The 13394-nt window shown below is 55.9% G+C and carries 15 protein-coding genes; 2 read left to right on the top strand and 13 right to left on the bottom strand.

Annotation, left to right across the window (positions count from 1 at the left end; translation table 11 throughout):
• Positions 1–50: 50 nt before the first annotated feature.
• Positions 51–1013 (bottom strand): carotenoid biosynthesis protein, encoded by a 963-nt coding sequence (locus ACWJJK_RS04125; protein WP_077731234.1) that lies wholly within the window; start codon positions 1011–1013, stop codon positions 51–53.
• Between the two features lie 178 nt (positions 1014–1191).
• Between ACWJJK_RS04125 and ppnP the strand changes: the two genes are divergently transcribed.
• Entirely contained in the window at positions 1192–1503 is a 312-nt protein-coding gene (gene ppnP, locus ACWJJK_RS04120; RefSeq protein WP_086134468.1) for a pyrimidine/purine nucleoside phosphorylase, read from the top strand.
• A gap of 12 nt (positions 1504–1515) precedes the next feature.
• Here ppnP and ACWJJK_RS04115 read toward each other — a convergent pair whose 3' ends face one another.
• The 5 genes from ACWJJK_RS04115 to ACWJJK_RS04095 all read right to left on the bottom strand — a co-directional run bounded on the left by ACWJJK_RS04115 (position 1516) and on the right by ACWJJK_RS04095 (position 5015).
• Positions 1516–2229 (bottom strand): tetratricopeptide repeat protein, encoded by a 714-nt coding sequence (locus tag ACWJJK_RS04115; protein ID WP_454128671.1) that lies wholly within the window; start codon positions 2227–2229, stop codon positions 1516–1518.
• Between the two features lie 61 nt (positions 2230–2290).
• Complete coding sequence (locus tag ACWJJK_RS04110; RefSeq protein ID WP_347257230.1) at positions 2291–3268, bottom strand: NAD(P)H-quinone oxidoreductase; 978 nt, start codon at positions 3266–3268, stop codon at positions 2291–2293.
• 36 nt (positions 3269–3304) lie between these two features.
• The gene (locus ACWJJK_RS04105; RefSeq protein WP_454128670.1) at positions 3305–3796 is read right to left on the bottom strand and encodes a protein disulfide oxidoreductase; all 492 of its coding nucleotides are present in this window, start codon (positions 3794–3796) and stop codon (positions 3305–3307) included.
• A gap of 4 nt (positions 3797–3800) precedes the next feature.
• On the bottom strand, positions 3801–4514 hold the full coding sequence (locus ACWJJK_RS04100) for a M48 family metallopeptidase (protein WP_454128669.1): 714 nt from the start codon (positions 4512–4514) through the stop codon (positions 3801–3803).
• 3 nt (positions 4515–4517) lie between these two features.
• Complete coding sequence (locus ACWJJK_RS04095) at positions 4518–5015, bottom strand: GreA/GreB family elongation factor (RefSeq protein WP_454128668.1); 498 nt, start codon at positions 5013–5015, stop codon at positions 4518–4520.
• Positions 5016–5233: 218 nt separating this feature from the next.
• Between ACWJJK_RS04095 and ACWJJK_RS04090 the strand changes: the two genes are divergently transcribed.
• Positions 5234–7045 (top strand): EAL domain-containing protein, encoded by a 1812-nt coding sequence (locus ACWJJK_RS04090; protein ID WP_454128667.1) that lies wholly within the window; start codon positions 5234–5236, stop codon positions 7043–7045.
• Here ACWJJK_RS04090 and lpxB read toward each other — a convergent pair.
• From lpxB to trmD, 7 genes are all read right to left on the bottom strand, one after another.
• Positions 7035–8222, bottom strand: a complete 1188-nt coding sequence (gene lpxB, locus ACWJJK_RS04085; RefSeq protein WP_454128666.1) for a lipid-A-disaccharide synthase — start codon at positions 8220–8222, stop codon at positions 7035–7037. The two genes, ACWJJK_RS04090 and lpxB, sit on opposite strands and share 11 nt — an antisense overlap.
• Positions 8215–9312, bottom strand: coding sequence for a DegT/DnrJ/EryC1/StrS family aminotransferase (locus ACWJJK_RS04080; protein WP_454128665.1), 1098 nt, complete (start codon positions 9310–9312; stop codon positions 8215–8217). Before ACWJJK_RS04080 ends, lpxB begins: the two co-directional genes overlap by 8 nt.
• Before the next feature lie 106 nt (positions 9313–9418).
• On the bottom strand, positions 9419–10354 hold the full coding sequence (locus ACWJJK_RS04075; RefSeq protein ID WP_077731244.1) for a Gfo/Idh/MocA family protein: 936 nt from the start codon (positions 10352–10354) through the stop codon (positions 9419–9421).
• 51 nt (positions 10355–10405) lie between these two features.
• Complete coding sequence (gene lpxA / locus ACWJJK_RS04070; RefSeq protein ID WP_205780816.1) at positions 10406–11194, bottom strand: acyl-ACP--UDP-N-acetylglucosamine O-acyltransferase; 789 nt, start codon at positions 11192–11194, stop codon at positions 10406–10408.
• Positions 11195–11221: 27 nt separating this feature from the next.
• Complete coding sequence (xerD, locus tag ACWJJK_RS04065) at positions 11222–12085, bottom strand: site-specific tyrosine recombinase XerD (protein ID WP_240502572.1); 864 nt, start codon at positions 12083–12085, stop codon at positions 11222–11224.
• Between the two features lie 193 nt (positions 12086–12278).
• Positions 12279–12629: a 50S ribosomal protein L19 gene (rplS, locus tag ACWJJK_RS04060; RefSeq protein WP_077731246.1), complete on the bottom strand. Its 351-nt coding sequence runs from the start codon at positions 12627–12629 to the stop codon at positions 12279–12281.
• Between the two features lie 11 nt (positions 12630–12640).
• The gene (gene trmD, locus ACWJJK_RS04055; RefSeq protein WP_077731247.1) at positions 12641–13390 is read right to left on the bottom strand and encodes a tRNA (guanosine(37)-N1)-methyltransferase TrmD; all 750 of its coding nucleotides are present in this window, start codon (positions 13388–13390) and stop codon (positions 12641–12643) included.
• Positions 13391–13394: the final 4 nt, after the last annotated feature.

The following is a 13394-nucleotide window of genomic DNA, read 5'->3' as shown; positions in this document are numbered from 1 at the left end:
TTATCTCCGGTCGGATGTGGGCCGCGCCGGTTTGTGCGACGCCGGAGCTGTCAAAAACCTTCATGGTCTTGCGACGCCGCAACGAGCGTTGCCGGCGGCGACGCCCCGCGTGGTTCGTCGTCGCTGCGGACAGCAGAACCCAACGGATAGGTACCGATTCGTTCCCGTATATCGTCGCCCTTTACACGGTTGGAAGGCTTGGTCAGCTGCGCCGCGGCGAGTACCAGGATCGGCGCGATGATGAAGCTGCCGGTCAGCGCCTGTAACTTCAATTGTTCTTGATCGGGAACCGCCTCTACCCCATAGGCGAGCCAGTAAGTCACTCCCAGTTGAAAAATCACGATGCCGCTCCAGAAACACGGAGCGAACAATCCCTTCAACGGCACATAGACCAGTCTAACCGGCTCTCCGCGCCTTTGCTCCCGGTCCAGCAACAGCCGATCGATGCGCTGATTCAGCAAAATCGTCACCGTCGCGACGATATACCAGCCGGCGTAATTTTCGAGGGTCACGCCGAAATGAACGCCAGGGTCAGGATAATGATAAATGTCCCCCAAGAACCAATATTTGCCGAGGTTGGCGATCGGGTCGACGATAAGGTCGACGACCAGCATAAGAAATGCACCGAGCAGCAACACCGACACCGAATTTCGGACCTCTACCGAGGTTACGCGCTGCACGTCGTACGCCTTGATCCATAGGGGAGACATAAAGAACTGCGCCAGCGAGAAACTGACATAGCTGAGAAATGAAAACGACAGGCTGTCGAAGAACGGAACGCCAAAAACGACCAAATCGTTGCTCAGCGCCTCGTAATGGTAGACATACTTCCCGAACGGAATTCCATGGTTGATGCTCCCCCATTCGGCCAGCAGAGCCACCAAATAGCTGCTGATCACCCAGATCACCGTTCGCCGAGCGCCTTGCTCCAGCCAGGAAAGCAGCAGGAATGCGATCAGAAAAACCGTGATGTACGGACGATGGATCAAGGACCAGAGGAGTTGCTCGAACATTCGACAGGTGCGAGGTTTACGAAACCTTTCATATTAACCGGCAAGGACTTTGACGGCCAGGTGGCCTGAATGCTCATTCACCAACTCGATATCGATTACGCTCTCCGTGAAACCGCGAGATTCTTCAAGACGCCGAACCGTCACGTATAATGGCGGCCTTTGTTTTTAAGGAGCCACCATGTCGCAATTCGACAACGTCAGCGTCGTCAAGAAAGCCAATGTCTATTTCGACGGCAAATGCGTCAGCCATACCGTCCTTTTTCCGGACGGCAGCCGCAAGACTGTCGGCGTGATCTTCCCGTCCGCCCTGGCTTTCAGCACCGCCGCGCCGGAAACCATGGAAATCAATGCCGGCGCTTGCCGAGTGCGCTTAGCGGGCGAGACGGAATGGAAAACTTACGGGGCCGGCGATTCATTTGAAATTCCTGGCAACAGCCGATTCGATATCGAAGTGATTGACATGCTGGATTATGTTTGCCACTTCGCCTGAGACAAACAAAAACTAACGCGATTGGCTCTTGCGGTTCATCTTGGTCTTTTGAGTCGCTTTCTTCGATGCTTTCTTAACGTGCGCGTTTTTTGCCTTTGGCTTCTCTAGCGAAAGCGCCTCAGCATTCTCCTTTTGCTTCTGCCACTCGGCGAGACGGTCCAAAGCCAGGGCCACTTCGCCGGGAGCCATTTCCTCGACCAGGCTGTCCTTGGCATCGGCCGCGTTCTGATTACCCTGTTCTGCCGCGAGCGTGTACCAGAAATACGCCTGAGCATTGTCCTTGTCGATGCCGTTGCCGGATGCATAAAGCGAACCCAGCACGGCTTGGGCGCTGGCATCGCCCTGCTCGGCCGCTTTGCTGAACCAACGCGCAGCTTCGCCCATGTCGATCGGAGCTCCCAGACCATAGAAGTAAAGAACGCCGAGCTTGCTTTCGGCCGTTGTATCGCCTTGCCTGGCCGCTTGCTCGTACCAGTGCCGCGCCTCGACATAGTCCAGCGGCACACCTAGCCCTTTCATGTAAAGATTGCCCAAATTGACTTGAGCTTCCGGCATGCCCTGCTCCGCCATAGGCTTGAATTCAGCGAAGGCCGCGGAATAGTCACGCCGTTCGATGGCCGCCATACCTTCCTCGAATCCGGCCCAAGCCGATGCCGGGGAGACCAGCCAGACGCTCGCCGCCAATAACCTCAGAACTGGAAATTTCTTGTAGCCAACTGAGATCACGATTTATTCCGGTTTCTTGAATTCAGCTAAAAAAGCGCGCAAGCCGCTAGCCTGTCCGCACTCAAGCGACCGACAAGACGATCTTGCCCATATGCCGGCTGCTTTCCATCAGTCGATGGGCTTCTGCTGCCTTGGCCAAGGTAAACGTGGCGTGCACCACCGGCTTGACCTGACCCGATTCGAGCAGCGGCCACACTTTCCGCCTCAGCGCATCGGCAATCGTGGCCTTCTCTTCCACGCTCCGCGGCCGCAAGGTTGAGCCGGTCAAGGTCAGACGGTTCAAAAAAATGGGAAGCAGGTTGATTTCCGCCTTGGGTCCGCCCTGAACCGCAATCACGACCAAGCGGCCATCTGCGGCGAGACAACTGAGATTCCGCTGGAGATAAGGGCCGCCGATCATATCGAGAATCAGGTTCACGCCCTTGCCCTCGGTCAGTGCCCTGATGCGGTCGACGAAGTCTTCCTCGCGATAGTTGATCGCGGTAGCCCCGAGCTGCTCGCAGAACCGGCATTTTTCCGCGCTTCCCGCGGTTACGAACACGCTGGCGCCGAATGCACGGGCCAATTGAATCGCCGTGGTGCCGATGCCGCTGCTGCCCCCGTGTACCAGCATGCTTTCTCCCGGTTTCAGCCCGCCCCGCTCGAATACATTGGTCCAGACCGTGAAAAACGTCTCAGGCATGGCGGCGGCATCGATCGGCCCAAATCCTTTCGGCATAGGTAAACAGAGTGCCGCGGCGGCCACGCAATATTCAGCATATCCCCCGCCGCTCACCAGGGCGCAAACCGATTCGCCGATGGCGGGCTCACGCACGCTTTCGCCCAAAGCTACCACTTTGCCCGCGACTTCCAAGCCCGGTATATCGGACGCTTCCGGCGGAGGCGGGTAAAGCCCTTTGCGCTGCATGACATCCGGCCGGTTCACCCCGGCCGCAGCTACCTTGATCAGCACTTCGCCTGGCCCCGGCTGCGGCATCGGTCGCCGACACAACTGCAAAACCTCCGGACCGCCCGATTGGGCGATCTCGACGGCCGCCATCGTGCCGGGGAAAAAACCAGTCAAATCAAAAAACTCCTATAGACCCGCCAGCCAAAGCCGAAACCGAAGCCCCAATTCGCTGGTGTAGCCGATGGTGGAAAAGCGAATATGACCGTCAGGACCCAAAATAAACACGGCCGGTACACCCCGAATTCCGTAGTCTCTGCCGATAGCGCCATCCTGGTCGAGAACTACCGGAAACTCGAATCCCTCCCGTTTGACGTACTCACGGACCTCGGTTTCGTCCCCCGACAACAGCGCCACGCTGACCAGCGGCGTATCTTGTGCCAATGATCGAATGGAGCTCTGCATCGCCTTGCAGATCTGACACCAGCTCGCCCAAAAGTAGATTACGGCCGGCCGTCCTTCCGGCTTGGGTACATCCAACGCCGTGCCGTCCAAAGCAGTTGCCCGTATCGGGGGCGGCATCCCGGACACCAAGCTGCGAGTGGCGATCAACTGTACACCGATGTACAGCACAATCGCGGTACTGCCGAATACCAATATTTGCTTCAGCTTGTTTGCCATGGCGCTACTCGAACCGTCTCAACAGAGCAGCGCCGTTCTGGCGCAGCCACTGGCGCTCGCCGGAATAGGCGGGCAGATGCCGGGCGACTAAGGCCCAGAAATCGGCCGAGTGATTCCGATGGCGGATGTGACATAGCTCATGCACAACCACGTATTCCAACACCGACGGCGGCGCAAAAGCCAGAAGCCAGTTCAGGTTGATGTCGTTCCTAGGGCCGCAACTCCCCCATCGGCTACTCATCCGCTTGACCCTGATTTGACGCGGATACAATCCGAAGCGAACAGCGTGCCTTTGTATGATGAATCCGGCCTGATCTCGTATCCACAACTTCGTCCAGTTAAAAAGTGCATTCCTGGCGAGATACGGCTGGTTCTCCGTACCCGCAGGTACGGAGACCAGGAAATGGCCATCATACTGGATATGCGTCCGTCGCCCGGTATGCTCGCGGATCACGAGCGGCACTTCACGACCTTGAAACGGAACGGTCGAACCGTTCTCCAAACGCTGCGTCGGCCCGGATTGAGCAGTCGTCGAACGCATTTCCGAAAGCTTGCGTTCGGCCCAGTCGCGATGTTTGTGCAAGAACGCCAGGGCTCGAGCTTCGCTGACCGTGGGCGGAACGACGAGCTCGATTCCTTCCGGTTTCGCGACCAAACGAAGATGCTTGGCCCGTCGGCTATGGCGAATGCTGTAAGGCAAAGGAAAGCTTGCCGACACGGCCTAGCCTTTTCGAATCGCGACGACTTCCAATTCCTTATCCCCCACCGGTCTCTTCCACGTCACTACATCCCCCACTTGAGCCTCAAGTAAAGCCCGCGCCAAAGGCGACATCCAGCTGATCTTCTCATGACTCGCATCCGCCTCGTCCTCGCCAACGATCGTAAAACGCAGCGTCTGGCCGTCGGAATCGAGAACGTCGACCGTTGAACCGAAGCGTACCTTGTCGTCCGACTGGGCTTCCGGCTGCACCACCACGGCGCTTTGAACACGCTCCTCGTAATAGTGCAAATCGCGCTCCACCTGCTTAAGCTGTTGCCGGGCGCCGAGATCGTCGTTCCCAATCAGGGCCTCTTTTTGCGCACTGAGCTCGCGAACCCGCCGTTGCAACTGCGCCAATCCCTGCGGAGTAACATAATTGGTATACGAGCTCCGAGGCCGTTCGGGAAGATCGTCACCAAGCTGTTCGCCATCCGGTTCTTTGACAAAAGCGCGACTCATGATAACCACCTCAAAATCTTAGCGAGAGAGGCATGGAAAAATCCCGTGCCCGGAAGTGCCGAGGCATTCGGCGCCATTGCCGAAACCAATGCCAAGTTGCAATTTATGTTTACACGTTCGTAAAACGTTTGCTGTCATATTTGTCGGTCAAAATGATACAAACTGCTATAGTTCATCATTAAACGACTGCCTCATTCACCGATCGCGACGAGTCCTAGGTGCAGAAGCAAGAAGTCCACGTCAAAAGCCTGCTGGATCGTATTCTCGCGCTGGAACAGCTAACCGTTTTGTTTCAGCCGATAGTCGTATTGGATAAACAAGCGATTTTTGGATATGAGGGCTTAATTCGAGGACCTTCCGAATCTTTGCTACATAGGCCCAACGTTCTGTTCGCTGCGGCGGCCAAGTATGGGCACCTGGTGGAACTGGACTTTCTGTGCCGCAAGCTCATCATCCGCCAATTCGCCAAACTCGCTCTGTCGGGACATCTCTTCGTCAACATCAATCCCATTACCTTGACCGACGACGAATTCATTCACGGACGAACACTCATGTACCTACAGAATCACAAATTGGATCCGGATCGCGTCGTTGTCGAAATCACCGAAACGCAACCCATTCAAGACTGGACAGTTTTTCAGCATGCCCTCCAGCACTATCGCGGAATGGGTTTCAAAGTCGCCTTGGACGACCTCGGAGCCGGCCATTCCAGTCTTAAGCTCTGGTCAGAGCTGAATCCGGATTTCGTCAAGATCGATCGGCATTTCATCGAGGGCGTCGACGAAGACCAAACCAAGCGCCAATTCATCAAGTCCATCATAGAAATCGCCAAGTCTCTGGGTTGCCAGACTATAACCGAGGGTATCGAGCATAAACACGAATATGCTGCCTTGCGCAACCTGGGCATCGACATGGCCCAGGGATTCTATTTTGCTCCACCGAAAAAGACTCCCGATATCGCGCTTAATCCGCAACTATTCAGTGACCGACAAAAACGCAACGTTTATTCGGAAAAGCTGACGATCGCACACCTGTTGAAAGAAGTTCCGACCATATCGCCACAATCAACCATGGAAGAAGTCGGCGACCTCTTCCGAATCAGTGAAACGCTCCAATCGGTGGCCATTGTGGACAATGGCGAACCCTTGGGACTGATTTTGCGCAACGACCCGATGAATCTCTTAGCGAGCCGGTACGGACGCGACTTGCATGGTCGGAAACCCATACAGGAATTCGCCTTCAGGCCGACGCTCAAGTTCGACCTCCACACATCCCTCGAGGACGTCAGTCGCTGCCTGACCAGCGCGGTCAATCACCAAACGGACGAATTCATTATTACGGAAAACGGACGTTTGATCGGCAAAGGGACTCTTCTGGATCTCCTGAGCACGATCACCGATTTGCAGATCACTAAAGCCCGCTATGCCAACCCGCTGACACTATTGCCCGGTAGTGTTTTGATTCAACAGAAACTGGATGAGTTCCTGCGTAATCGAGAGGATTTCGTCGTCGCATATTGCGATATCGATTACTTCAAAGCTTACAATGACGTTTATGGCTATTTACGCGGCGACGATCTCATCCAGCTCGTGGGCCGACTCATGACGGAAACAGCCGATCCCGATTTGGACTTTGTAGGGCATATCGGCGGCGACGATTTTATCGTCCTGTTCCGGAGCACCGACTGGAAAGACCGCTGTCGACACCTGTTACAAACTTTCGAGACGCTGGTACCGGAGCATTACACTGCCAAAGACCGACAAATCGGCGGCATCGAAGCGTGCGACAGGTATGGAGAAAAACGATATTTTCCTTTCGTATCTCTTTCGATCGGCATTTTACCGGTGGCCGCGAGTCAGAATGGCTTGACCAAGGAAGTTATCGCCGAACTGGCATCGATAGCCAAAAAGAAAGCCAAGGAATCTTGCGGAAACGCGATGCACATCGAAAATCTCGAGAGCGAAGAACGAATCAATCTGACTTCGACCCTGGAAGAAATCGCCATTCAAACCAAGTTGTTCATGCACTGACTGATTGATCGGATGCCGCTTTCGGCTTCGATTCCAGGTTCAGCATTTCCGCTGCCAGCTGCGCAAGTTTAAGCGCGCCATTTTTGTCTCCCAAGTCGTCCCTGATTTGCCTGAGCGCCTGCCGCATCGCTTCTGCATAATCGTGATCCCGAAGAATTCGGGTGATCTCGCCGGCGATATTGTCCGGCGTCGCATCGTGCTGAATAAACTCGCGGACCACATGACGACCCGCCAAAATGTTCGGCAATCCGATATAAGGGATGCGGACCAGCAGGCGCCCCAACCAATAACTGAGCGGAGTCAGCCGATAAACGATTGCCATCGGTATACCTAGCAATGCCACTTCAAGCGTCGCGGTGCCGGAAACGGTGATCAAGGCATCGCAGCATTGCAGGGCATCGTAATTCTGCCCTTCGATTACGCGGACGGGTAGATCGCTAAGCGCAAGATGGCTTTGCAGCAACTCGTCCGATATCGAAGGCGCCCGAAAAAGAACGAATTGCGCTTCCGAAAATTCGTGCGCCAGACGTCCGGCGGCGTCGAGAATGATAGGCATAAGCCGGTTGATCTCGTTAACCCGGCTACCCGGCAACAGTCCGATAACCGGGCGTTTGCCCGCAAATCCGAATTTATCCATGGCTTCGGATCGCTCCATGGAGGGCTTCACCTTTCCCGCCAAAGGATGACCCACGTAGGTCACCGGTATTTTATAGGTCTCGTAGAACGGCACTTCGAACGGGAATATCACCGCCATGTGGTCGACGATCCGGCCGTAGCTCTTCACCCGCCCAGGGCGCCAAGCCCAAACCTGCGGACTCACATAGAACAGGACTTTGACGCCGCATTCCTTCGCCTTCCGTGCCAAACGAAAGTTGAACTCCTTGTAGTCGACACAGATCAGCAAATCCGGTTTCTCTTCGCAAGCTATCTGCTGCATCGAGCGGAGCGCTCGCCGAATTTCACCGTAATGCTTGGCCACTTCGGCGAGCCCGATGACGGCGAGATGGGTGGAGTCGCAACGGAGTTCAATCCCCGCCTCGCGCATTCTGACGCCGCCCATGCCGATGCCGCGGAGGTTCGGGATGAGTTTCTTGAGCTCCCGAAACAGATTGGCGGCGTGGAGATCGCCGGACGCTTCTCCGGCGCTCAACATGACGAGAGGCGAGCGCTCAGTCATTCAAAGCCGCACGGATGACCGACACGATGCGGCGGACATCGGCTTCCTGAAGTTCGGGGTAAATGGGCAAGGACAGGCAGCGCGCCGCGACCGCTTCCGTGACCGGCAGAGTTAGCCCGGCACACTCTTCGGCAAATACCTTCTGCCGATGCAACGGCACCGGATAATAAACCGCGCAGGCGATGCCGGACTTCTGGAGTGCCTGCATGACGGCGTCGCGCCGGTCGGTCAGCAGGGTGTACTGATGGTAAACGTGTACGCCTATGCCGTCCTCGTAAGGCGTGGTTACCGGCAGATCCGCCATCAGGTCCGAATACCGATGGGCGACGCGGCGGCGATTTTGGTTGAAGTCGTCGATACGTTTCAGCTTGATGCGCAGGATTGCCGCCTGCAATTCGTCGAGCCGGCTGTTGTAGCCGATCACGTCGTGGTAGTAACGCACCTCGGACCCGTGGTTGCGCAACACCTTGACCTTGTCGGCGATATCATCCTCATTCGTGGTGACCAAACCGCCATCGCCATAGCAGCCGAGATTCTTGCTCGGAAAAAAGCTGAATCCGGCGCTCACGCCGAAGCTGCCGGTCTGCTGCCCGCCGATGGATGCACCGAACGACTGGGCGCAGTCTTCCACCATCCTGAGCCCGTGCTTTTCGCAGATCGCGGAGATCCGCTGCATGTCCGCCGGCTGGCCGAACAAGTGTACCGGCATGACGGCCGCAGTCTTTTCGGTGATCGCCGCCTCGATGGCCGCAGGATCGATATTGAAGGTCTTGGGATCGATGTCCACGAAAACAGGCTTGGCGCCAACGTAGCGAATGGCTTCCGCCGTCGCGATAAAGGTAAACGGTGTCGTAATGACCTCGTCCCCTTCGCCGATACCGGCTGCCAAAAGGGCCAAATGCAGGGCGTCGGTTCCCGAAGCGACACCGATCGCGTGCCTGACCCCCAGATAAGCCGCCGTTTCCTCTTCAAAGGCCTTGACGTTCGGCCCCAGAACAAAGGCGCAGCTATCCAAGACCTGCCTCAAGCTTTGATCGATTTCGTCCTTGATTTGCAGATATTGGGCTTTTAGGTCGACCATGGGGATCATGAGATCTATCTCTCCTGTAGGCGTTGTCATGACAAGCGTTGCGTAGCGACATTAAGCCCCCGCGACCGCAGCGCCAGGGGCAGGAAAACCATTCAGGCGTGAATGGTCAGGCGTTGAGTAGCCGGGTGATTTCGGTAGCCGTTGCCAGAGCGCGCCGTCCGGCATGCCCGGACACTAAAGGCTCGCGTCCGTTCCGGATGCAAGCGACGAAATGCTTGATCTCCTCCATCAGAGCATCTCCGTTGTCGAACACGGACTCTTCACTGACGATTTCCGGTATGCCGGGAAACATCTCGCCCTCACCTTTACGATGGCGCGTCAAAGCGCGATTTTGGAAATCAACGGAAATATAAGCATTGGGCATGAACATACGCATCTTGCGTTCGACTTTCTGGCTGACGCGGCTGGCCGTAACGTTGGCCACGCTGCCATTCTTGAACGCAATGCGCGCGTTGGCGATATCGACGTCACCGGTCAATACCGGCACGCCTTTGGCGTCGATGCGGTCGACTTCACAATCGACCAAATCCAGGATGATATCGATATCGTGGATCATAAGATCAAGCACTACGCTGACGTCGTTGGCGCGTGGTTTGAACGGCGCCAAACGGTGCGATTCGATAAAAATCGGCTTGTCCTCGGTCAGATCGAGAGCCAATAGAGCGGCGTTGAAGCGTTCCAGATGCCCCACCATGAGCACGCGGCACTTTTCTTCGGCGATGCGGATAAGCTCATCGGCCTCCTCTACCGTCACCGTGATCGGCTTTTCCACCAGCACATGCGCTCCCACCGCCAAGAAATCCTTGGCCACTTGGTGATGCAAGCTGGTCGGTACCACGATGCTCACGGCATCGACTCGGCCGAGCAGTTCCCGATAGTCAGTCAGCGCCTGGCTACCGGTCTTATCCGCTACGGCTTGGGCTGTCCGCAGATCCGTATCGACTACGGCGACCAATTCGCAATCAGGAAGTGCAGCATATTTTTCCGCGTGGAACTTCCCCAAGTAACCGACTCCGATCACGGCACATTTCAGTGAACTCATGGCGCTTTTTAAACTGAGAAAGAAAGTGGATGCGTCGATGTATCGACCGATTCAATCTTCACCACGGGCATGTATATCGATAAACCCCAAAGTCCCGTGGCGCTTCGATTCTTCCGCCAGCCAACGTCGAAGATAGGCCAGTTCCGGCGTATCCGGCAAGTCGTCCAGGCTCTTTTTGTTCCGCAAACGCCGGTAGGCGGTCGATACGGCTTTCAGACGTTCTCCGTCGATCCCCGCGCGCCGCATACCTACCAGGTTCAGCCGATAATGCTTACCCGGTCTTCCACCTACCATCGTAAAGGGAATAACGTCTTTATTGATACCCGCAAGTCCCTGCAAGATCGCGAAGCTACCGATGCGGCAGAACTGGTGAACCATGACCCCGCCCCCGAAAAAAACCCGATCCCCTACCTGAACATGGCCGCCGAGTGTGGCACCGCTGGCGAAAATATTGTTGTCGCCCAACCGGCAGTCGTGTGCCACGTGACTATTGTTCATCAGATAGTTATTCGCGCCGATCCGCGTAGCGTCGCCCTTTCGGGTGGCTCTACTCACGGTCACGCCTTCGCGAAAAACATTGGCGTCGCCAATCTCCACATAGGTTTCCGTTAGAGGATCGAACCCCAGATCCTGGGGCAATCCGCCGATGACCGCCTGTGGACAGACGTGGTTGTTCCTTCCCATGCGAACGTACGAATGAATGACGGCATGGGCCTCGATGCGACAACCTTCCCCGATTTCGGTGCGGCTCTCAATCACGGCGTAAGGACCCACCGAAACGCCTATCCCTAGTTTGGCATCCGGAGCGATGCAGGCGGTAGGATGTATATTCGCAATCATAAATCCTCGGCTAAGCTCAGAACGGTTTCAACCGCGCGGGTGACAGCGGGCGTGAAGGTCTTTTAAGCGCTCCTGGGCGACGTGGGTATAAATTTGTGTGCTCGACAAATCACTGTGCCCTAATAAGAGTTGAACCACCCGAAGATCAGCGCCATGATTCAGCAAATGTGTAGCGAAAGCGTGTCTCAAAGTATGGGGCGAAAGCGGCTTATGAATGCCGGCCAGCAAAGCATAGCGCTTAATGAGGTGCCAAAAGGCCTGGCGCGTCATTGCGGCTCCGCGATCCGTGACGAACACATCGTCGCTGCGTCTCCCCCTCAGGATCATCGGCCGTGCCGACTTCAGGTAACGGTTCACCCAATCTTCCGCCTCTTCGCCGATGGGTACCAAGCGATCCTTGCGTCCCTTACCCACTACGCGAACGACACCTTGGCGGAGATTCAATTGCCCGAGCGTAAGCCCGACCAATTCGCTTACACGAAGTCCGGTGGCATAAAGGACTTCCAGCATAACCCGATCCCGGCAGCCTAAAGGCTCATCGGTGTTCGGAGCCTCCAGCAAGGCTTCCACATCCTTCTCCGTGAGCGTTTTCGGTAGCGGGCGCCCGATGCGAGGCGCCTCTATGGACACGGTCGGATCTCTATCTACGCAGCCTTCGCGAGTGGCGAATAAGTAAAACTTCCGCAGGCTCGAAAGGAGTCGGGCGCTGGTCCGCTCACTCGCCTTCTGACGATATTTCAGCGCCAAGTAGCCTTCTATCTCGCCCGCCTCTACCTGGCAAAGCGATTTTTTGTGCGTATTGCTCAACCAAACGGCAAACAGGCTGACGTCACTTCCGTACGCTTTTTGAGTGTTCTCGCTTAATCCTTCTTCGACCCAGAGGGCGTTCATGAAACGCCGGATCAGATCACCATCCGAATCGGCAATGCGAGGTTCAATCGAGCCAACAGCCTTCATGCCTTATGAACGATGGCGTTTTCACAAAACGCGCCTGATTTATCTCGGTCCCCATACGACAAACGGGCAGCGCTCGCTGCCCGTCTTCGATTCCCGCATCAATCGCCGCGGCGATTTCTCGTTCCGATCAAATTTTTTCTTTGATACGGGCGGCCTTGCCAGTGCGGCTGCGGAGATAATAAAGTTTCGCGCGACGAACGTCGCCGCGGCGCTTAACCTGAATATCCTGGACCTGAGGACTATAGGTTTGGAAAACCCTTTCCACGCCCTCGCCATGAGAAATTTTGCGCACCGTGAAAGCGGAATTGTATCCCCTGTTCCGCTTGGCGATGACCACGCCTTCATAGGCCTGCAGGCGCTCGCGATTTCCCTCTTTCACCTTCACCTGTACGACCACGGTGTCGCCTGGACCAAAGTCCGGGACCGTTTTCTGGCTCATCCATTCGCGCTCAAGTTGCTGAATAATGTGACTGGACATTGCGATTCCCCTTAATTCGTTCCGGCTTTCAATTCGTGTTTAAACTCTTCCAGCAAATTCCGCTGCTCCGCATCGAGCTCAAGCTTAGCTAATAAATCTGGTCTTCTTAACCAAGTTCGGCCCAGGGACTGTTTCAAGCGCCAGCGTCTGATCGCAGCATGGTCTCCACTCTGCAAAATCTCAGGAACTCGCCGGCCATCGAGCATTTCAGGCCGAGTGTAATGGGGGCAATCCAACAACCCCGCCATGTGCGAGTCCTGAACAGCCGAATCTGCATGCCCTAAAACACCAGGCAGCAATCTAACCACCGCATCGAACATCACCAGCACCGCCAACTCGCCACCGCTCAAGACATAGTCACCTATCGACCACTCTTCGTCGATTTCGGCTTCGATCAGGCGCTCGTCGACTCCCTCGTAGCGTCCGGCAACCAGAACAAGTCTCGGCTGCCGAGAAAGACGAACGACAACATCTTGAGTCAACAAACCGCCTTGCGGGCTCAAATAAATCGTCTTTGCGGCTAGATTCGAGTCAGCTCGTGCCGCACGAATTGCACTGTGCAAGGGCTCGACTTTCATAACCATGCCCGGCCCACCGCCATAGGGACGATCATCTACCGTTCTATGCCGATCCGAGGTCCAGTCCCGCGGATTCCAGAGCTTGAGATCGACAATCCCTCTTTCGACTGCCCGCCCGGTTACACCGCACCTGGCGGCACTTTCGACCATTTCGGGGAACAGGGTAACGACATCGAAACGCATTGAG

This window comes from Methylocaldum gracile, assembly GCF_053646815.1.
Note: the sequence above shows the minus strand (reverse complement) of the source record. Positions and strands in the feature narration are given on the sequence as shown.

Coding starts and splice junctions, on each gene's coding strand:
- ACWJJK_RS04095 (WP_454128668.1), bottom strand. CDS start 5,015: ATGAGTCGCGCTTTTGTCAAAGAACCGGATGGCGAACAGCTTGGTGAC.
- ACWJJK_RS04080 (WP_454128665.1), bottom strand. CDS start 9,312: ATGATCCCCATGGTCGACCTAAAAGCCCAATATCTGCAAATCAAGGAC.
- rplS (WP_077731246.1), bottom strand. CDS start 12,629: ATGTCCAGTCACATTATTCAGCAACTTGAGCGCGAATGGATGAGCCAG.
- ppnP (WP_086134468.1), top strand. CDS start 1,192: ATGTCGCAATTCGACAACGTCAGCGTCGTCAAGAAAGCCAATGTCTAT.
- lpxB (WP_454128666.1), bottom strand. CDS start 8,222: ATGACTGAGCGCTCGCCTCTCGTCATGTTGAGCGCCGGAGAAGCGTCC.
- trmD (WP_077731247.1), bottom strand. CDS start 13,390: ATGCGTTTCGATGTCGTTACCCTGTTCCCCGAAATGGTCGAAAGTGCC.
- ACWJJK_RS04125 (WP_077731234.1), bottom strand. CDS start 1,013: ATGTTCGAGCAACTCCTCTGGTCCTTGATCCATCGTCCGTACATCACG.
- lpxA (WP_205780816.1), bottom strand. CDS start 11,194: ATGATTGCGAATATACATCCTACCGCCTGCATCGCTCCGGATGCCAAA.
- ACWJJK_RS04075 (WP_077731244.1), bottom strand. CDS start 10,354: ATGAGTTCACTGAAATGTGCCGTGATCGGAGTCGGTTACTTGGGGAAG.
- xerD (WP_240502572.1), bottom strand. CDS start 12,085: ATGAACGCCCTCTGGGTCGAAGAAGGATTAAGCGAGAACACTCAAAAA.
- ACWJJK_RS04110 (WP_347257230.1), bottom strand. CDS start 3,268: ATGGCGGCCGTCGAGATCGCCCAATCGGGCGGTCCGGAGGTTTTGCAG.
- ACWJJK_RS04105 (WP_454128670.1), bottom strand. CDS start 3,796: ATGGCAAACAAGCTGAAGCAAATATTGGTATTCGGCAGTACCGCGATT.